Annotated in this window: 15 protein-coding genes, 1 tRNA gene and 1 pseudogene; 8 read left to right on the top strand and 9 right to left on the bottom strand. The window is 58.7% G+C overall.

Going from position 1 to position 18048, the window contains the following annotated elements; genetic code table 11:
- Positions 1–8 precede the first annotated feature (8 nt).
- The 3 genes from V8324_RS09930 to V8324_RS09920 form a co-directional block, all read right to left on the bottom strand.
- Positions 9–1034 carry a DUF4236 domain-containing protein gene (locus V8324_RS09930; protein ID WP_336419777.1) on the bottom strand — a complete coding sequence of 342 codons (1026 nt, stop codon included), beginning with the start codon at positions 1032–1034 and terminating at the stop codon, positions 9–11.
- A gap of 3 nt (positions 1035–1037) precedes the next feature.
- On the bottom strand, positions 1038–1298 hold the full coding sequence (locus tag V8324_RS09925; RefSeq protein ID WP_336419776.1) for a hypothetical protein: 261 nt from the start codon (positions 1296–1298) through the stop codon (positions 1038–1040).
- Positions 1299–1568: 270 nt separating this feature from the next.
- Positions 1569–2987 (bottom strand): exonuclease domain-containing protein, encoded by a 1419-nt coding sequence (locus tag V8324_RS09920; protein WP_336419775.1) that lies wholly within the window; start codon positions 2985–2987, stop codon positions 1569–1571.
- 363 nt (positions 2988–3350) lie between these two features.
- Here V8324_RS09920 and recD2 point away from each other — a divergent pair, with 363 nt between their 5' ends.
- Positions 3351–5558 (top strand): SF1B family DNA helicase RecD2, encoded by a 2208-nt coding sequence (recD2, locus tag V8324_RS09915; RefSeq protein ID WP_336419774.1) that lies wholly within the window; start codon positions 3351–3353, stop codon positions 5556–5558.
- A gap of 916 nt (positions 5559–6474) precedes the next feature.
- Here the strand turns inward: recD2 and V8324_RS09910 are convergent.
- Together V8324_RS09910 and ftrA are read right to left on the bottom strand one after the other, a co-directional pair.
- The gene (locus tag V8324_RS09910; RefSeq protein WP_336419773.1) at positions 6475–9267 is read right to left on the bottom strand and encodes an Ig-like domain-containing protein; all 2793 of its coding nucleotides are present in this window, start codon (positions 9265–9267) and stop codon (positions 6475–6477) included.
- A gap of 345 nt (positions 9268–9612) precedes the next feature.
- Positions 9613–10695 carry a transcriptional regulator FtrA gene (ftrA, locus tag V8324_RS09905; protein WP_336419772.1) on the bottom strand — a complete coding sequence of 361 codons (1083 nt, stop codon included), beginning with the start codon at positions 10693–10695 and terminating at the stop codon, positions 9613–9615.
- Here ftrA and V8324_RS09900 point away from each other — a divergent pair.
- The 5 genes from V8324_RS09900 to V8324_RS22370 all read left to right on the top strand — a co-directional run bounded on the left by V8324_RS09900 (position 10694) and on the right by V8324_RS22370 (position 14641).
- Positions 10694–11089, top strand: a complete 396-nt coding sequence (locus tag V8324_RS09900; protein ID WP_336419771.1) for a rhodanese-like domain-containing protein — start codon at positions 10694–10696, stop codon at positions 11087–11089. The two genes, ftrA and V8324_RS09900, sit on opposite strands and share 2 nt — an antisense overlap.
- A gap of 239 nt (positions 11090–11328) precedes the next feature.
- Positions 11329–12228, top strand: coding sequence for a PhzF family phenazine biosynthesis protein (locus V8324_RS09895; RefSeq protein WP_336419770.1), 900 nt, complete (start codon positions 11329–11331; stop codon positions 12226–12228).
- 715 nt (positions 12229–12943) lie between these two features.
- Positions 12944–13288 (top strand): SHOCT domain-containing protein, encoded by a 345-nt coding sequence (locus V8324_RS09890; RefSeq protein ID WP_336419769.1) that lies wholly within the window; start codon positions 12944–12946, stop codon positions 13286–13288.
- Positions 13288–13689 (top strand): Cu(I)-responsive transcriptional regulator, encoded by a 402-nt coding sequence (cueR, locus tag V8324_RS09885; protein WP_336419768.1) that lies wholly within the window; start codon positions 13288–13290, stop codon positions 13687–13689. Before V8324_RS09890 ends, cueR begins: the two co-directional genes overlap by 1 nt.
- A gap of 394 nt (positions 13690–14083) precedes the next feature.
- The gene (locus V8324_RS22370; RefSeq protein ID WP_442970510.1) at positions 14084–14641 is read left to right on the top strand and encodes a c-type cytochrome; all 558 of its coding nucleotides are present in this window, start codon (positions 14084–14086) and stop codon (positions 14639–14641) included.
- Between the two features lie 24 nt (positions 14642–14665).
- Here the strand turns inward: V8324_RS22370 and V8324_RS09880 are convergent, their stop codons facing one another.
- Both V8324_RS09880 and V8324_RS09875 read right to left on the bottom strand, forming a co-directional pair.
- On the bottom strand, positions 14666–15052 hold the full coding sequence (locus tag V8324_RS09880) for a DUF302 domain-containing protein (protein WP_336419767.1): 387 nt from the start codon (positions 15050–15052) through the stop codon (positions 14666–14668).
- Positions 15053–15121: 69 nt separating this feature from the next.
- Positions 15122–15721 (bottom strand): EF-hand domain-containing protein, encoded by a 600-nt coding sequence (locus V8324_RS09875; RefSeq protein ID WP_336419766.1) that lies wholly within the window; start codon positions 15719–15721, stop codon positions 15122–15124.
- 29 nt (positions 15722–15750) lie between these two features.
- Between V8324_RS09875 and V8324_RS09870 the strand changes: the two genes are divergently transcribed.
- Together V8324_RS09870 and V8324_RS09865 are read left to right on the top strand one after the other, a co-directional pair.
- Positions 15751–16053 (top strand): hypothetical protein, encoded by a 303-nt coding sequence (locus V8324_RS09870; protein ID WP_336419765.1) that lies wholly within the window; start codon positions 15751–15753, stop codon positions 16051–16053.
- Between the two features lie 369 nt (positions 16054–16422).
- Positions 16423–17325 carry an EamA family transporter gene (locus tag V8324_RS09865; RefSeq protein WP_336419764.1) on the top strand — a complete coding sequence of 301 codons (903 nt, stop codon included), beginning with the start codon at positions 16423–16425 and terminating at the stop codon, positions 17323–17325.
- 152 nt (positions 17326–17477) lie between these two features.
- On the opposite strand, the gene V8324_RS09860 is transcribed toward V8324_RS09865, so the two are convergent.
- A tRNA-Met gene (locus V8324_RS09860) sits at positions 17478–17554 on the bottom strand.
- A 219-nt stretch (positions 17555–17773) separates the two neighbouring features.
- Positions 17774–17955 (bottom strand): annotated as a pseudogene (locus V8324_RS09855) (IS3 family transposase); the annotation flags it as partial.
- Positions 17956–18048: the final 93 nt, after the last annotated feature.

Below are 18048 nucleotides of genomic sequence, written 5' to 3'. Positions count from 1 at the left end.
AGCAGCGCTCATGCCCTCACCCCGAGCCTTTCAGCTACGTCCTCAAAGCCCGGATCGGCGGCATAGATGCGCTCGAACTGTCGCCGCGCGCGGGCGCGCTGGCCGGTCTCGTGATAAAGCACCGCGCGGTCATAGCGGATCTGGTGCAGCAGTGCCTTTGGGCGATCCTTGCGGCGGCGGTTGGCCAGCGTGAACACATCGATGGCCGCATTTGGAAGACCAAGCGCGCCCAGCGCCTTGCCGCGGTAGAGCAGGATCGCCGTGTCGAGTGGGGTTTCGTTTTCGACATGGGTGCTGGCGCGTACCACCCTGTCCATCAGTACCCGGTCATCGGGCATATCGAGCGCAAGCTCGGCGAAAGACAGAAGCACCACCGGGTCGATGGGATCGATCGTCATGAGTCGCTCTGTATGCGCGAGCGCATCGCTAGAGTGGCCCTCAAGCTGCGCGATCTCGACCAGCGCCAGCCGCGTGCCACGCTCGCGCGGGAAAACATGCGCAAAGATATCCTCGGTGATCGGCAGGCTGGCCTGCGCGGCGATCTCGTATTTTTCAAACAGCGCACCCAGATCGTCGAGGCGGTTCAGCGCATTCTGGAAATGCGCCTTGGCGCGGTCAAACTCCTCACGGCGCAGGCGGATCATCCCGGCCATCCATGCGGCGTCTGGCAGATCGCGCGCTTCCTCCAGCGCCGCCAATGCAGCACCCTGCTCGCCCTCATTGAGAGCGCGGATGCCGTCGATGAAGCGCCGCTCCTCCGCCGGGGTGATCAGCCGCTGAAAGAACCCGAGGGTCAGCCTGTCGCGTTGCGGCACCGCCGTCGCAGGCGCTGCCCCGCCCCGACTGGCCCGCTTGCGATCATGGACGGTATAGAAAAGGCCCGTCCCCGTCAGACCCGCCGTCGCCCGGTTGCCGTGCGGACTGATGGTGTATTTTGCGCCGCGCGGGCCGACTGACAGCGACGCCGTCGATTTCGACAGGTTCAGCGTCACCCCGGGGGCCAGGCGGATGCGGCGCCAGAAGCGGAAGGGCATGGCTCAGGTGCCGTGCGTATCGGCGTTGATCCGATCCAGCGTGTCCAGCGCATCTTCGAGCGTTTTCACCGCACCGAACGTCTCCGTCTCCGTCATGTTCGGGTTCGACCGGATCGCCTCCGTGCCCTGAACCAGCGCTTCCCGCACGGCCGCCCCGCGATCCGGCGCACTCAGCACGATCTGCCCCATCAGGATCTGGATCAGCATGCCCTGCGCCACCAGCTGGCCCGCGAACACCTGCGTGTCGTCGCTTTTCTTCGTCATCGCCTCATCCGCTGCTATTTATCAGAAGTCCGCACGCTCGTTCTGCAATGCCACCTATTTGTAGACCGGAAGCCGCGTCGGATAAAACCGGCAGCTTGTCACGCAGTCGCGCGAGGAGCGCCTCTATCACGCCCGGAGGTTGAAGCCCGAACCATTCGAGGGGCTACCGCACCGCAACCAGCCATAGGTCAGAAAACAGATGAAGAGACGTGAAGCCGGACTTTGAATGGGGAGGTGATTTCACCCGCTCACCTTCCTGAATCCGCCACTTCAATCCATGGGTGCTGTAGAAAACCGAGAGGCATACCCGTCAAGGAAATTCGCCAATTCGGCCACGCGCTCATCATCGAGCTCGCGCGACGCCTGAACCTCGTCCAGCGCGCGCTGGGCCTTGTCTATGGTCATCCATCCCGCCTCATGCGTATCGGGTGCGCACCAGCGCTCGCGCAACCATGCTTCAAACCGCGACCGATCTTCGGGCGAGAGCAGCTCAGGCGCGTGAAACGCCACCAGGCGGCGGCCAAGCTGGCGCAGGCGGGGATCCTCCAGGGCAGCCACGATCTCCTGCCGGCGCCGCCAGTCCACTCGCTGAAATTCGGCAAGCAGGGCCTTGTCGGCATGGCTGTAAAACCCGCCGAAGATCTGCTTCTCCACCGGGGGCGTCGGTGCCGCAGGGTCCTCGGGGAACCGCGCGGCCAGCGCCTGTGCCACGCGCGCGCGGAAGTCGGGCGCGGATGCTATGACCTCCGCGCGCTGAGCCTGCACGGCGGTTGGTGCCGGCACCGACAGCAGCGCGGGTGATTTGTTCACAGCGAGGCTGCGGATGATCTTTGGCGAGGCGTCCGCCGCGGCGAAGATTGTTGCGTCATCGGCGGTCAGGTAATCGGCGGGATCTGCCGCATCCAGGTCGAAGAAGGCGGCCTGATTGGGGTTGCCAGCCGAATAGCCACAAAAACAGCCGATCGTTGCACGGGGCACTCCGCCGCCAAAGCGCTCGACCAGCGCCAAGGGCTGGAATGCCTCAAGGCAGGTCTGCACATGCCTCTTGTCGCGATTGCCCAGCAGCTCGGTCCACACTGCCGGGGCGCGCTGGGCGATCAGTCGCGCAACATGGATGGTCGCCTCGACATCGCCGAGCGCGTCATGCGCATTGTGAGCGGTAAAGCCATTCAGCGGCGCGATCATGTCGAGCTTGAAGCGCACACGACCGGACGCGTCGACGGGCCATTCGAACAGGTCCGGTTGGCGGTGCCAGACGGCATAGAGCGCCATCAGCATATCAAAGCGCGTATTCCCGTTGAATTGGGTGGCGAAAACATCGGGCTGCAGGTTCTGATAAAAGGCCTGGCGGAGCATTTCCTCATCGAAACGAATGCTGTTGAACCCGGTCCAGACAGCCGGCGACCAGCGGTCGATCAGGGCGCCGATATCCTGCGTGAACTCGAACAGTCTCGGCAGGGCCGGGTCGAGCAGCTGTCCCGGGCGGACGCCGGTCACGGCCAGCGCCCACGGCGACGGGATGATATGGGGGGCAATCCGGCAGCGCAGATCGACCCGCTCGATCTCCCTGAATGCGTCATCCGTCAGGATGGCCGCGAATTGCAGGGGCTGATCGAAGGCGGGCGAGGTGCCGGTGGTCTCGAGATCGTAGAATGCAAATGCCATACGGCAGCATAGCTCACGCCGCATACGTCGTCAGCAGCCATGGCCGGCAATACTTGCCCCTTCCACGTCGAAGGGGGAAGGCTCAGGTTTCCTTTCGCGACTCGACCAACCTCCATCAACATGAGAAAAGATGCATGGCGCGCGCCGCCATTCCTCTTGTCCCGACACGGATGTGATGTTGCTGCGACCTGTCATGATCCTCTGCATGCTCTTTGTCCCGCTGCCGGTGACCGCGCAGACGATCACGTGCGTCGCCAGGGCGACCGATAGCGACACGCGCGCGATCCGGGGGACACACTGCCGACAGCGTGGCGTGGATGCTGCTGAAAGCCACCAGTTCTCCATACAGGCTCTTGGTGGGCATTCGCGGGGCGGAAAGCGCGGCCCATGAAACCACAGTCCGACAGCACGACCGAGGTTCTGGCGGGTCTGGTGGAGCGGGTCACCTTCCACAACGCGGAGAACGGCTTCTGTGTGCTGAGGGTGAAGGCCCGGGGGCATAGGGATCTGGTGACCACGATCGGCCACGCGGCCATGATCTCGGCCGGAGAATGGGTCACGGCCTCGGGCGTCTGGCTCAATGATCGCAACCACGGGCTGCAGTTCAAGGCGCACTTCCTGAAGACCTCGGCGCCCTCGACAGTTGACGGCATCGAGAAATACCTGGGCTCGGGCATGATCCGCGGCATCGGGCCGGTCTATGCGAAGCGGCTGGTGACGATGTTCGGCAAGCACGTCTTCGACATCATCGAGGCTACGCCCGAGCGCCTGCGCGATGTCGAGGGGATCGGCCCGAAGAGGGCTGACAAGATCACTTCGGGCTGGGCCGATCAGAAGGTCATCCGCGAAATCATGGTATTCCTGCACGAACACGGTGTCGGCACGGCGCGCGCGGTGCGCATCTTCAAGACCTACGGCACCGATGCCGTTCAGGTGATGAGCGAAAACCCTTACCGGTTGGCAAAGGACATCCGCGGTATCGGGTTCCGAACAGCCGACTTGATCGCGGAGAAGCTCGGCATCGAGAAAACCGCCATGATCCGGGTGCGCGCGGGGATCTCCTTCGCCCTGACAGAGGCGATGGGCAATGGCCATTGCGGCCTGCCCCGGGCAGAGTTGATCGGGCTTGCAGAAAAGCTTCTCGAGGTGCCCGCGGCGCTGATCGAGAGCGCCTTGCAGGAGGAGCTGGCCGAGGAGACGGTCACGGCGGACCGGGTGGCCGATGAAGACTGCGTTTTCCTGACCGGGCTCTATCTGGCCGAGCGGGGCATCGCTGAGCATCTGCAGAGGGTGCGCTCCGGCCCTCTGCCCTGGCCCGAGATCGATGCCGACAAGGCGTTACCCTGGATCGAGCAGAAGACGGATCTGACGCTTGCCCCCAGCCAAGTCGAGGCCCTCCGGCTGGCGCTGAAGTCGAAGATCATTGTGATCACCGGCGGTCCCGGTGTGGGCAAGACGACGATCGTCAATTCCATCCTGCGCATCCTTGCGGCCAAGCATGTGAAACTCCTGCTCTGCGCACCCACCGGCCGGGCGGCCAAGCGGATGTTCGAAGCCACGGGTATGGAGGCGAAGACCATCCACCGGCTGCTCGAGTTCGACCCGAAAGCGTTCGGCTTCAAGCGCAATGACGACAATCCGCTCGACTGCGATCTGCTGGTCGTTGACGAAAGCTCAATGGTCGACGTGCTGTTGATGCAATCGCTGATGAAGGCCGTGCCCAACGCGGCGGCACTGCTGATCGTCGGCGACATCGATCAGTTGCCCTCGGTCGGTCCGGGTCAGGTCCTGGCCGACGTGATCGGCTCTGGCGCCGTGCCTGTGATTCAGCTCACCGAGGTCTTTCGGCAGGCGGCGCAGAGCAAGATCATCACCACGGCGCATGCCATCAATGCCGGTCGTATACCGGATCTTGCGCCGCCTGATGGCGAGGCGGATTTCTACTTCGTGCCAGCCACTGACCCGGAACAGGCCGTGCCTCGGATCGTGGAGCTCGTCTCCAAACGCATCCCGCGCCGCTTCGGCTTTGATCCCATCAAGGACATCCAGGTTCTATGTCCGATGAACCGTGGTGGCGTCGGGGCACGCTCGCTCAACATCGAGCTTCAGGCCGCGTTGAATCCTGCGGGAGAGAAGAAGGTCGAACGGTTCGGCTGGACCTTCGCGCCCGGGGACAAGGTCATGCAGATCGAGAACGACTACGACAAGGACATCTATAACGGCGACATCGGCATGATAGACGATGTCGATCTCGACGAGGGCGAGGTGGCTGTGGATTTCGACGGGCGGACAGTGACCTTCGTATTCGGCGAACTCGATACCCTCGTGCCGGCCTATGCCGCCACGATTCACAAGAGCCAAGGCTCGGAATACCCTGCCGTGGTCATCCCCGTCATGACCCAGCATTACGCCATGCTGCAGCGCAACCTGATCTATACCGGCGTCACACGCGGCAAGAAACTGGTCGTTCTTGTCGGCCAGAAGAAGGCGGTCGCGATCGCCGTGAAGAATGTCTCGGGGCGGCGGCGCTGGTCAAAGCTTGATGAGTGGCTCGTGGGGCATGATGCCGGCGACAAGAGGCTTGAGGCGCGCTGAAAACGCCTATCGAAGCCCCGGAGAGGGAGTAGCCGCCGACCATTCGGCATCAGTTCCGCTGGATGGAGCGACAGGGGGTCGTTCGCCATGCCGGTCTCGAGCGGCAGTAATGCGCAGGGAGCGACCTTTGCAAACTTAGCTGTTTGATGGGTTCTGGCGGCGTTTCATGCTGCTATGCCGCCGCGCAGAAGCTGACGTTCGCTGCCGTCGCATCATCTAAGCACGGCCAACCGGCAGCAGTGCGGACAGACCTGCCGTTCGCGCCGTGATCAAAAGTGGTAAGCTGCGCGGAGCGGACTTGGCTGGGTCGCGGGAGCGGGGTCGTGTGGGGACCTTGCCACCCTCTGTGACTCTCAGATAGATGGCAGCTTCCAAAGTGCGGGCCACAAACCTTCCAGAACCTTGGCGGTTCTGCCCGAGGGGTCTGGCTAGGCTAAGTAATTGATCTGACGCGATGCTCACCCCACAGTCACAAGGGGGCAATTTTTATCGCGCAGGACAGCACAGTTGACCCGGCATCACCCCAACCTACGTGATCTTAGGTATGGTTGTGAGCGAGTTCGTCAAACGTTGCCGCCGATAAAAGCCAGCTCCCCTGCCAATCCCTGGTCCGACCAAACCCAAGCCACGCCCGAAGCGAAAGAAACGTCCGGAGCCCAAGCCGTTCAGCAAACACAAACCAGATGAACTGAGCTATTGGCACCGCAGACCTGCTGTACGGGCCCTGTATGCGGTGATCACAACCAGCACACACCCCTGTGTAGCGGGCAACGCGCGTTGACGCTGTGCGCGCGGTTTTGGAGCGTTCTTCAACACAACTTCAAGAAAAACGCTGTTTGGAAATCAGTTAACAGTCTGAGCGAGGGGTATGCCACAAATTGTCCGGTTCATTTACAGATCATCTGACTGCTGGCATTTATAGCATGAATGTGTCAGGTTCATCGAAGAATTGAACAAGATTGTTTTCAACCATGCGCGTCCATTCAGTTTCATTGACGCCGTCAAGAACGATCGCATCACCACTACCGAGATGGATCGTAGTTTTTGCTCCAAAAAGTCCAAAAACGAATCCATCGTGTTCGACGTTGTCCTCAAGAATTTCCGAAGTGTATCCAACCAAATAGAGGTAATCTGCGTCAGATCCGGACGTGTCAAAATTCTGAATCGTATCGATTCCGTCGCCCTTTCGGAATAAAATAGCATCGGAAGATTGTCCCACTCCACTTCTAGTGATCGGCAAAAAGATCATATCGTCACCCTCTAGGGCTGCTATTAGTTCCGGCGCTCCGGAAAGTGATCCCGACCCAAATACCGTAGCCGCCACTATTTTGTCTTCGCCAGATGTGCCCAGGACAATGTCGGAGGTTAGAGTGGAAAAGTCTGTTGGATAGAGGATTGTTTTTCCGTTCGCGATTTCGAAGTGATCTGCAGTATACTCAAGAGAAAGTAGAATATCTAGATCATTGTCCCGATCGCTCGCCACGGCAATTTCGACACCAGAACTACGCTCGAATTCTAAAAGAAATTCTGTTGCCTTCAAATAGCTTTCAGGCTTATGAAGATCTTTTCCAAGTGAAGCAGAATCTCCAAAATAACCATCTGCGATGATGGTGTTAAGAACGATGTCGGTCCCGGCCGTCTTAGTAAAATAATTCGCTGTCTGAATTGCGTCCTTGTCAAAGATGACATTGGTCAAGTTAGGAATTTCCTCGCGGGATAAGCCTGCGGTGTACCCGGGGGGCGCGAAGGCATAAGCGTCGATCTCAAGACCTAAACCGACCAGCTCAGCCATGCCTGCGTCCTTTACCTCTCCGTAATAATCAACCAAGAAGTTCTGAACCATCGCGGCGCCGAGGCTGTGGCCGGTCAGGTGAATTTTATCAATTTCTGGGTTCGCTGAGAGAAAGTCAGGTAGGGCAGCGACAAGGTCGTCAAATAGCCCCCAGTGAGACCGGAGGGCAAACCAATCACGGACGTCCGGCGAATCGTAGTCACTGTATGCGATATCTGAAGCTACGTCGGCTACCTTCTCTATTGTTTTCAAAACCTTGAACGATGCAGTATCGGAGCGAAGATCAAGGACGTTATCATACGTTCTAACCATCTTACTAACGCCATTGAAGACTTTGGATGCTGCTACGCCCTGGATCTCGTCTTTCCCTCCATCAACATTGTCGTTCGTACCACGAAACGAGATAATCAGTGCGTCATCCGTCCGCGTAACAAGCGCTGCCCCCTGTCCTTGCGGCTGAAACTCTGTTGGTGCACTTAGGTAAAGTCCGACATCTGTGAGCAAGCCATTTCCAAACTCTTCAACTTCTTGATCCGATAGTCTGCGTAAAGAAGTTTCCTGTCTGTTATCTTCGCCCAAGCCCAAGCCCAAGAGCGCCAGTTGTTCACCATGGTAATCCTGCACGCCATTGCTGGGTCCTTCGAGAGAGCTGACTACTTTTTCACCTGTTTTATCCTCGCTATCGACCTGATAGAGAGCATAAGCGGCAGCGGCAAGCTGCATACCCGTGTGAACGTTGAATTCGAACTGATCAAACTCGACACCTTCCTGCACTGTAATCGTTGCAGTCTGCGGAAATGAAAATAGCCCATCATCATCTTGCGCTCGATAAGTGAAACTAGTTTCACCTTCGAACCCGTCTGCTGGAGTGAACACGAAGGAGCCATCTGCTGCGAGTTCGAGGGTTCCATCTGTTGCAGGAACGTCGGTCTCTAGGATTGCGCCGACGATAAGTCCATCATCAGTATCGTTTGCCAAGACGCCTTCTTGCACCGCCACGACAATCCGTGTTTCAAAAGCAGCTTCATAGCTGTCAGCCGAAACCGACGGTGCATTAGTGACTACGCGCGTCGGAGGGTTTGTGATTAAGGCCGCAAAAAATATATTGTCGTCATTAGAAGGGTTGTTCGTAGTAACTTCAACTGAAGTGTCGCCAATGTTTACAAATTGCGTGAGGTCATAAAGTTCATCATCGAAGGTCGCCTGAACATTAGGCCCGCCATTAGGATCCGGATTCCCTGGATCATCGTCAAGACCGCCAATTGTTATCAGTCCCCCGTTCTGATTCACGCCATCATCCTGACCTCCCGCAGATGTCGTTAGAAGTTCCCCATTCACAGTGATCACCGAACTCTGCGATGAAGGTTGTGAGCCATAGCCGATTCCCAGAGATAGTTGCGCTCGAAACTCTTCGGCGTCGGGATCGGTGATGGCTTCGTCGAATTCAATTGAAAAGCTGTCACCATTCGTATCACTGAAGCCGTCTAGTATGGCAACAGTGCCGACATCTAGTTCGGGGTTCTCATAAATTACTACTAGAGCAAAGCCATCAATTGACGTACCGGATAGCTGGCTCGCTTCAAAAACAAATCGTTCGCTATCGCCGTCACCGACTACTTGTCCGACTAGGTCAGTCACATCAGTTCGATAGGCTGTAAGTGCAAATCCGCTCGAATCTACTACATTCTCTCCCAGGCTAACAAAATTATCAACGACCGCCGAACTATCGGTGCCGCTGAGCGTTACGGAAATGTCCTGTTCCGTTGTGTAGGTCGTGGCATACAGAAAGGCTTGGAGTATTGTAGAACCTTCGGGAACTAGGACTTCTATTGTACCGCCGTCGGTAGCTGATCCGCTTGTGGCATCGCTTGAGATACCTACGTTGCCGCTATATGAAACGTTTGGCTGAAGTGCCATGTCTATCCCCCTCCCAAATTCCCTTAAGTACGAAGCGAAACAATTAATGCTCGTTCGCAAATGTTATTTCCGAAATTCCAACTTCCGCTAGCAGAGCCTGGCCACAAGAAAATCGTTTCACTTGGACGGCCTTTTGTAGCTTTCAATACACTTGTCAAAAAATCAACCCCCTTTAAGCTGACATTCACCAAGTGGCCTGCCGAATAACGGCAAGATCGCAGTTTCGCGCCAAGGTCTGTGGGTCCGCTTCGGGCTGGTTGCCGTCATCTGACAGTTTGCTTCAACAAACGGGCTTTCGTATAGCGTGCGGCGAAGACCGGGTGAGAGCCCGCAACGATCATTTGCTTATAGCGGCGCCTGTGTAGGCAGGAATTGCTGCCGGAAGGCGGACGGCGGCAGTCCTGTCCGCCTGCGGAAGTGGTGACGCAATGCGTGCGCGGAGCCGAACCCAACGGCCGTCGAGATCGCATCGATGCCGAGCTGGCCTCCACACAACAGTGCCTTCGCAGCCTCGACACGCTCCGTCATCAGCCAGACGCCGGGTGTCATGCCGGTAGCATTCTTGAAGCGGCGTAAGAACGTCCGCAGGCTCATGGCGCAGTCTCGCGCCATCCGTTCGAGCGGCCAATCCTCAGCGAGTGTCTCACGCATGTGGTCGAGAAGCGGTGCAATCTGGCCTCCCTGATGGACGGGCACGGGCCGTTCGAGGAACTGGGCCTGTCCGCCGGTGCGGTGAGCTGGCACGACTAGTCGGCGGGCCACGGAGTTGGCGGCTTCCGCGCCAAAATCCTGCTTAACGATCTCGATCAAAAGGTCGATGCCAGCCGCGCTTCCTGCTGATGTAAAGATCCTGTTGTGGCTGCGGTAAAGGGATGCGGCGTCGACTTTGACCTTTGGAAAGCGGTTCTGCAACGCGCTGGCATAACGCCAGTGGGTCGCGGCCGTTGCACCATCCAGCAGGCCGGTGGCTGCTAAAACGAAGGCGCCAGAGCAGATCGACGCCAACCTTGCGCCTCGGGCATGCGCGGCGCGAAGTCGGTCCAACAACGCCTCAGGCACTTCCGCAGCTGCGTCCTTCCACCCCGGCACAATGATAATGTCGGCTTCGTCCAGCAGGTCCGGCCCATGGTCGGGCGTCAGGGTGAAACCGCCGTGCGCGCGCAGAGGTCCCGGGTCGATCGCGCAGCTGGCGAAGCGATACCAAGCCGGTCCCATCTCGGGCCGGTCCAGCCCGAACACCTCAGCCACGATGCCAAACTCGAACGTGCAAAGGCCGTCATAAAGAAGAGCGGAAACCAGTGGCCCCTTGGTTGGCGGGAGAGTAGATACGTTTGGCATGATCTTTCCGGACATTGTCATTCCTGCCAATTGCCACGAAAGTCGTCGCCTGGCCATATTCTTTCGACGATTGAGAAAGGATATGCTCATGCCCTCTTCCGTGACTGCAATGCCCGCCGCCTCCAGTGATGACGCAAGGCAGCATTTCGCCGCTGAGTTCACGTTCGAGACCGATTGCTGGGACGTGCATGACGCTCTGTCCAAGGACCCTGACTTTGTCCTTCTGGATGTTCGCAGCTCTTCGCTCTACGCCGCTGGCCACATCCCGGGAGCCGTCCTTTTGCCGCATGGCAAGATAACGGGATCGAAGATGAATGCTTGGCCGGAGGACACGCTGTTCGTCACCTATTGCGCCGGACCTCACTGCAACGGGGCTGCGCGCGGGGCGCTGCGGCTGGCGGAACTGGGCCGTCCGGTGAAAATCATGGTCGGCGGGATCACCGGCTGGCTTGACGAAGGCTTCGATATGGTGACTAGGGAATGATCCTCCGGCGACGTGGCCAGACGACGGCCCACAGCTTCTGCCGACGATCCAGCTCCTACCAGCAGAACGGCGCGGAGAAGCTGGGGAAGGAACGGTTCCGCCTTCCCAACATTCGATAAGCTGGCAGAGAGTATCGCCACGAGTGAAATGCTTACAAACCTAGCAAACCAGTTACATACATCGGAAGCCGTTTCAGTGGCGATGGCTCTGTCCCCAAGGTCTCGAAAAGGAACTTTGCAGTGCTCGAATTGACTACCTACGATGTCTTCACCGAAACTCCGTTCTTGGGAAACCCTCTTGCGATCGTGCCGCAGGCAGAAGGCCTTACGACGTCGCAGATGCAGGCGATAGCGCGTGAGCTCAATCTTTCCGAGACGATCTTTGTCATGAGGCCCGACAATCCAGCGAACAAAGCGAAGGTGCGCATCTTTTTTCCGAAAGCGGAGATACCTTTCGCCGGTCACCCGACCATAGGCTGTGCGATCCATCTTTCGGGATTGGTCGGAACGTCGAGCGATGCCAAGGTCGAAATGACCCTTGAAGAGAACGCCGGTCCCGTTCCTGTTATCGTACGAATGACCAGTGGCAGATTGTCGGCGGAATTCACCGCCCCGCTTCTACCGGCGCGAAGCTGCGAAGTAGACGATATTGAGCTGACTGCGCGAGCCCTCGGGCTCGAACCCGGCGATATCGGCAACCCGATCGTGAAAGCACCCGAAGTCTGGCAGGCCGGGCCGTCCTATCTTCTGGTTCCTGTTGCAACGCGTGCCGCACTCGGGCGGGCTAGGCCGGCAGGAGCTGATTGGGACAAACTGAACGAACACGCGGGCACGATCAGCGCGTGGCTGTTCGTGGCTGAGGCAGAGCATCAGTTCGGTGCAAGGATGTTCTCGCCCGCCGGCGGGACGCCAGAGGATCCGGCAACCGGATCAGCCGTCGTGAACTTTGTCGGTCTTCTCGCGCGTCATGGCTACTACAATGCGCGCCCGGACCCACGCATCCAAGTCACGCAGGGCGTTGAAATGGGGCGCCGTTCAGAAATCCAGGCGAGTGCCGTGATGCATGACGATGAGCTCACCGAGGTCCGGATTGTCGGCTCTGCTGTCCAGATTTCCACCGGTCGGATAAGAATACCCTGAAGCCAACGACCGTTCTTGTGAATTGCGTTCGCATTTCTCACACGCAACGAGAGCATAGTTTCTGTCACGACTTGCCGAGATCGCGTCAGTGAAGTCGCGAACCATCCGGCTCTTGCGACGGTCCGCTTCGTCCCGCAACCTACCAGTTTGCGGCACACGCGGCCAAGGTCAGCTTTCGCACTCTTGCGCCGGTCGCGATGCTTCCGCTTCGGGCTGTCTGTCGTCATCTGATAGTTTCTGTCAGGAAGGCTGAGCGGGCCGGGCTGTCCGAGCGGCAGCTACGCGCAGATGACGGACGGTGCAAACTTGCAAACTGTGATCTCCGTTAGTGACATGCCCAGACCACAGCCGCCGCTGGCCAATGTGTCCGATGCCGCGCCGCCGCTTCACCAGACCGGCCATTCGTGCATCGTGCAGCACTTTCGAGGGGCGATTGGCAACATTGCGGACTTTCCTGCCGTTCCGTTGACGCCTTTACACTCGCTCGGGCGCAATCGCCCGCTTAGCTGTCCAGACGAAGTCGGCCAGTGCACGCCGCATTAAAGGGGCTCGAATACATCGAGCAATCCCCGCGTTCGGGAACCTTCTAGAGTTCCGCCTTGCGCTAGGCTACATAAAGCCTCCAGCCACTGGAAGATCAACCGGTGAATCGCACCTTGACCTTCCAATGGCTGGAGGCCCTAATCATGAATGACGAAACATAGGAGGAATTGGCATGCGACTGAGACGACACGCCCTGATGATCCCGTCAGCGATCAGCCTCGTCCTGTGGCCGGCTGTCATGGTTCAGGCCGCGCCCGGCGACGGTCGATACTTCGACCACCACGGGATGATGGGAGGAGGTGGCTGGTTCTACGGACCGATCATGATGCTTTTGTTCTTCGCGCTGCTCGTTGGAGCGGTTGTTCTGGTCGTTCGCCTGCTCGGTTCGGATGCCACCCGGCCCGGAGAGAAACAGGATGATCGCGCACATGGGCTCCTGCGTGAGCGGTTCGCCAAGGGCGAAATCACGAAAGAGGAATTTGAGACGTCGAGGAAGATTCTGGACGGAGAGTCTTAATGAACATCGGCGAAGTGTCGGATTCCAGCGGTCTTCGATCCAAGACGATCCGCTATTATGAGGACATCGGCCTCGTTCGGCCCGCGCGGGGTGAGAACTGCTATCGCGACTTCTCGGAGCGCGACGCCCACAAGCTGGCCTTTCTTGCACGGGCGCGGTCGCTCGGCTTCTCGATTGAGGAGTGCCGCGCCCTGCTGTCGCCCTACGACGATCGCGACCGAGCGAGCGCGGACGTCAAGCAGTTGGCCACCGAGCATCTCACGCGCATCGCCCGCAAGATCGAAGAGCTCGAGGCGATGCGTGGCACAGTGCAGACTCTCGTCGCCCGGTGTCACGGCGACGACCGCCCGGACTTTCCCATCCTCGACGACCTCGCCGGCGAGGCACCTGCGACGGCCTGACGTTTCGCGACCTCGCATTTCCCGCATCGGCCATCGTGGTCGCCGCCCGCCCCATCCGGATGGTCGTTTCCCCTCGGGGTGGCGACCCGGACGACAATGCCCGTCTTGAACGGGTGCCTCCGTGGAACTTGCGCAGCCGTCTCACGTTCCAAGCGGGGTGATCCGCGTTGGAAAGCCTCTCAAGGAGGCAGCCGCGGAGATCATGGTCGTCGCCATATGCAGCGTGGCGCCGCGAGCCGCATCGTAAAACCGTGACTGCTCAGATATTTCTGCCCACCTTCCTCGTAAGTATCGTTCATTGCCACAAGCTGCAAAAAAGAGCACCATCAAGACAAGTGATTATGCATTGGGAGATTTCAATTCAGACAGGAGAGGTTTGTCTAAGGGAGGCGAAATGTATCGAACTCTGAAAAGGATTGCTTTGCTGGCAATGCTGGCCGCCGGTTCAGTGACAATCGCCGGCTGCGACCAGGAACGAGCGCGTCACTCTCCCGACCGGTGGGGACCGGGCCATATGGGATCTGGACCGATGGGACATCATGGCTGGCAATGGCAAGAAATGCATGTTGGCCAACGCCAGCGCGCCATACGCCACTGGACCTACATGAACGAAGGTGTCCCGAGCGCTTACCAAGGTGCACGAAACCCACTAAGGCCGAAGGCGGGCACTCTCAGATCGGGATCAACCCTCTACCGACAGAACTGTTCGTCCTGCCACGGGCGGAGTGGCTTGGGCGACGGCGAGGTTGCGCGCAGCCTCGCGCCATCGCCGGCCATCTTGAACTCTTTAGTGCAGTCGCCCATGGCGGCTGACGAGTATCTGTTATGGGCAATCTCCGAGGGAGGAGCCGACTTCGGCACGGACATGCCGGCCTTCAGACATACCCTGTCACGGTCTCAGATCTGGGAGATCATAACTTACATGCGGGCAGGTTTCCCGGATGGCCGGTAGATTCGGGATTTGCGCGCGACTGCGTCAGATTTCTTTGACTACCTGCGCAAGCATTTCTCGCACATCGCGCGCCACGTCTTTGAGGTCGTCGTTGTCGATCGCCTCCATCGAGGCAACGGGATCGATCGCGCTGATGCACACGCCATCCGAGACTTCGCGCAGGATCACGTTGCATGGCAGCATCGCCCCAACCTTCGGCTCGATCTTCATGGCCTCATGGGCCATCTCGGGATTGCAGGCGCCCAGAATACGATAACCATCTATATTGACTCCGAGCTTCTTCTGAAGAGTGCTCTGGACGTCAATTTCCGTCAGCACGCCGAACCCGTGGTCTGACAACGCTGTTCTGGTCCGCATCTCGACATCGTCTAGAACGGCTCCGGTGATTGTCCGGTTGATCGTGTAGCTCATGGTATTTCTCCAAAAAACAGCGGACCGCCTCTTGGCGGCCCGCAATCGGATTTTCAGGTGACCGGTTTGTCAGTTGTCGTTCATCATCCGGTCGTTGCCCATACCACGCTGCTGACCATCCTGCATGTGATTGTCACGCCGGCGTTGTTGCATTTGCTGAAAACGCTCCATCCGGTCAGCTGGTGCGGTCATCTCGTCACCAGTGATCTGGCCATCACCGTCTTCGTCCAAAGCCTGGAAATGGTCCACGACCATGTTGCGGATCATCGCGGCATGGAAAGCTTCGAATTCCTCGAGGTTCATGGTGCCGTCGCCATCGCTGTCGAACTCTTGCAGGCGGGCGGTAAGACCTTCGCGCATTTCGTCCGGCGACACTTTTCCATCGTTGTCATCATCGAAGCTACCGAGCATGCTTCCCATCATGCCTGGACCACCCATCATGCCGGAGCCACCCATCATGCTTGAGCCACGCATCATACCGGAGCCACCCCTCATACCAGAGCCATGCATGGAGCCCTGTCCATCGACCTCACCCTTGCCCATGCCGTGCATCGGCGTCATGGCCATCGATCCTTGTCTTCCAGTTTCATGGGATGTCGCAGACCCGGCTGCAAAGCTAATAGCCAAAAACGTGGTCAGGACCAGCGCCGGTTTGGTGAACTGTTTCATAACAACTCCTTCTTCACTGCGTTCATTGATTGGCTGCCGATGCTTGGCAGACGATCGCCATCCACGCATTGATCCGGATCAATGACTTTGTAACCAGGTTTCGTAAGATAATTGAAATCGCCATCCTTTGGTCACGCCAGATTGGCGCCAATTGCCGCCGAACGCGTTCGGGCAAGTCAGAGGGGCCGAAAATCCACGCCATAGACTTCGAACGAGCAAATGCCCGGCCGCCAGTCCAGGGGCAGAAACTCCGATTGCGCATGAAGGTCATGCAAACCACGAAATCCACCAACCCAAGCAAAAATCCGACCGTGGTGAATTATGGCGCGTGAATGTTTCACAGTGGCCGGATTAATTTTGGCGGGTGAACGTGCGCTTCCATTGATGGTAGCAAGCACTTCCGCACTTGCAGAGAAAGTGCGGAATCCGCCCTTCGGCGCACGATGAACGTTGGAGGGGGTTTCTCTACGAACGTCGAGTTTGGGCTGACTGCCGCCGGTTGCAATGATCCCAAAGGCGGTTTGGGGCCGATAATATCATGCTGTGGTTCAGAAGTTCGCCGCCGTCCTGCCCACTGGTGGAAGTGCCGGACAGAACTGCAGTCGGCTGTACAGGACCCGTGTTTGTGGTCTTCGTCGCCCTTGGGACCTGCGAGCAACGGTCTCGCTGGCCAAGCCGTTCATTCCGCGGCATGAGAGAGCATGGAGCCATGGATCATCCTGTCGATCGCTGCGGCGGCGTTTCAGACCTTGCGGTTCATGCTGCAAAAGCATCTCAGCATGGGCGCGCTCAGTGCGGGCGGCGCGACGCTCGCGCGGTTTGTCTACTCAATGCCCTTCATCATGGTGCTCACGCTGGTCTATCTGGCCGTGAAAGGTGTGGCAGTGCCGGGTCATGCCCCGATCTTCTGGGTCTATGCCGTGATCGGCGGGCTATCGCAGATCCTGGCAACATGGTGCGTCGTGGCGCTGTTCGCAGAGCGCAATTTTGCTGTCGGAATAACCCTGAAAAAAACCGAGGTCGTCCAGACTGCGCTCGTGGGGCTGTTGATCCTCGGCGACCGGATTTCGGCGGTCGGGATGGGCGCGATCCTGCTGGGATTCCTGGGCGTGCTCGTCCTGTCCGAGACGCCCGGCTTGGAGGGGCGGGGATGGCGGCATCTGCGTGGCCGTACCGTGCGGCTTGGGTTGGGCTCGGGGGCATTCTTCGCTCTCTCGGCAGTCGGCTATCGCGGTGCAACCCTCGCGATCGAGAGCGCCGACCCGCTGTTGCGCGCAGGCCTGTCCCTGGCGATCGTGACCGTGATGCAGACCCTCGCGCTGTCGCTGTGGCTAATGTGGCACGATCCGGGGCAGGTTGGACGGGTGATCGCGGCGCGGCGTACCGCCGTCTGGATCGGTCTGACCGGCATGGCCGGAAGCCTTTGCTGGTTCACCGCCTTCACGCTGGAGAATGCGGCGATGGTCTTTGCTGTCGGTCAGGTGGAGGTGATCTTCTCGCTCTTCGCCTCGGTGTTGTTTTTCGGCGAGCGGATCAGCGTGCGGGAAGGCTGGGGCATCGCGCTGATCATAGTGTCCGTGATGGGTGTCATGGCCGTCCGCTGACGCCAGAGGGATTTCGTTGAGGCTACACACACGGAATCCCTCGCTTTTCAGGGGGGACTCGCAAAACGTTGAGGTGGCGTTGAGGTAAAACGCGCATGCTCTTACACAAGTGAACCACTCGGGTTTTAAGTATCTGATATATTTTGGAAAATTGGTTGCGGGAGTTGGATTTGAACCAACGACCTTCAGGTTATGAGCCTGACGAGCTACCGGACTGCTCCATCCCGCGATCATGCGTGCGGCGTACTCTTGTCACGTGCGATGTGCAAGGGGTGAATTTGGAATTTTTGTGACAGATATTTGTGACAGATTGTCAGTGGTCTGAAATCAACTGAGAAGCCGCTTGAGCATGGCAGAACGCAGCCGATTCCGCTCTCCATATTGTCTCCGGGATTGACACGCAGTTATGTCGACGATTGATCCCACCCCGAAAAAGTTGACGGGGTGAGGCCACCATGCGCTCCATGTCGGCCGGTGATCTATAGCCTATCGCGGAATGCAGGCGGCGTGCATTGTAGAATCCCTCCAGGAGGCGAATAGATCCCGGCGCGCTTCGTCCCGTGTGGCGTAGACGCGGTGATGAACCCGCTCGACCTTGAGCGTGTGGAAGAAGTTCTCCATCGGTGCGTTGATGCTCCTATGTTTGTCAAGCGGCGGGTGCCCGGGCCGCTGGGGCGCACAGGGCGCGGTATATTTCGCGCACGATGTACCGCTTGATGCAGC

It is taken from the genome of Roseovarius sp. D22-M7 (assembly GCF_037083785.1).
In the GTDB taxonomy this organism is placed as follows: Bacteria; Pseudomonadota; Alphaproteobacteria; order Rhodobacterales; family Rhodobacteraceae; genus Roseovarius.
The sequence above is the reverse complement of the archived record's forward strand: the minus strand, read 5'-3'. Positions and strand labels throughout refer to the sequence as shown.

Excerpts from the sequence above, each read along its gene's own strand:
- V8324_RS09930 (WP_336419777.1), bottom strand. The coding sequence starts at position 1,034 with ATGCCCTTCCGCTTCTGGCGCCGCATCCGCCTGGCCCCCGGGGTGACG.
- V8324_RS09925 (WP_336419776.1), bottom strand. The coding sequence starts at position 1,298 with ATGACGAAGAAAAGCGACGACACGCAGGTGTTCGCGGGCCAGCTGGTG.
- V8324_RS09920 (WP_336419775.1), bottom strand. The coding sequence starts at position 2,987 with ATGCGGCGTGAGCTATGCTGCCGTATGGCATTTGCATTCTACGATCTC.
- recD2 (WP_336419774.1), top strand. The coding sequence starts at position 3,351 with ATGAAACCACAGTCCGACAGCACGACCGAGGTTCTGGCGGGTCTGGTG.
- V8324_RS09910 (WP_336419773.1), bottom strand. The coding sequence starts at position 9,267 with ATGGCACTTCAGCCAAACGTTTCATATAGCGGCAACGTAGGTATCTCA.
- V8324_RS09900 (WP_336419771.1), top strand. The coding sequence starts at position 10,694 with ATGCCCTCTTCCGTGACTGCAATGCCCGCCGCCTCCAGTGATGACGCA.
- ftrA (WP_336419772.1), bottom strand. The coding sequence starts at position 10,695 with ATGAGCATATCCTTTCTCAATCGTCGAAAGAATATGGCCAGGCGACGA.
- V8324_RS09890 (WP_336419769.1), top strand. The coding sequence starts at position 12,944 with ATGCGACTGAGACGACACGCCCTGATGATCCCGTCAGCGATCAGCCTC.
- cueR (WP_336419768.1), top strand. The coding sequence starts at position 13,288 with ATGAACATCGGCGAAGTGTCGGATTCCAGCGGTCTTCGATCCAAGACG.
- V8324_RS22370 (WP_442970510.1), top strand. The coding sequence starts at position 14,084 with ATGTATCGAACTCTGAAAAGGATTGCTTTGCTGGCAATGCTGGCCGCC.
- V8324_RS09880 (WP_336419767.1), bottom strand. The coding sequence starts at position 15,052 with ATGAGCTACACGATCAACCGGACAATCACCGGAGCCGTTCTAGACGAT.
- V8324_RS09875 (WP_336419766.1), bottom strand. The coding sequence starts at position 15,721 with ATGAAACAGTTCACCAAACCGGCGCTGGTCCTGACCACGTTTTTGGCT.
- V8324_RS09865 (WP_336419764.1), top strand. The coding sequence starts at position 16,423 with ATGGAGCCATGGATCATCCTGTCGATCGCTGCGGCGGCGTTTCAGACC.